Source organism: Stenotrophomonas sp. 3diitr2024 (assembly GCF_042136455.1).
Lineage (GTDB): Bacteria > Pseudomonadota > Gammaproteobacteria > Xanthomonadales > Xanthomonadaceae > Stenotrophomonas > Stenotrophomonas sepilia.
The window spans coordinates 1-313 of the sequence record NZ_JBHHMJ010000278.1; the positions used below are offsets into that span (position 1 = coordinate 1).

General features: G+C 63.6%; 1 pseudogene. It reads left to right on the forward strand.

The features are described 5' to 3' along the window. Positions 1–106: 106 nt before the first annotated feature. A pseudogene (locus tag ABGA94_RS06470) lies at positions 107–211 on the forward strand (DUF1428 domain-containing protein); the annotation flags it as partial. Between the last annotated feature and the right edge of the window lie 102 nt (positions 212–313).

Sequence of the window (313 nt, forward strand, 5' to 3'; positions counted from 1 at the left end):
CGACAGCGACTGCGGCAGGCCCAGCAGGGGCCACCACGCAACCAGCATCAACAGCAGCGCGCCAAGACTGACCCGATCGGCAAAACCGCAGTCCATCCAGTGCCCGACCCGCGACGCCGGTATGAAGAAGATGATGGAAGACCCGCGGTTTGATCCAACGAAGAATCCGATGCCGTTTGACGGTGCGCGGATGATCTACGGCGGCTATCTGCAGGATGAGCTGGCACTGGGCACCCGCTGGCATGTGCTGGCCGGACTGCGCTGGGATGGCTTCAAGGATGAGGACCGCATGGGTGGCAGCAGCGTGGATGGC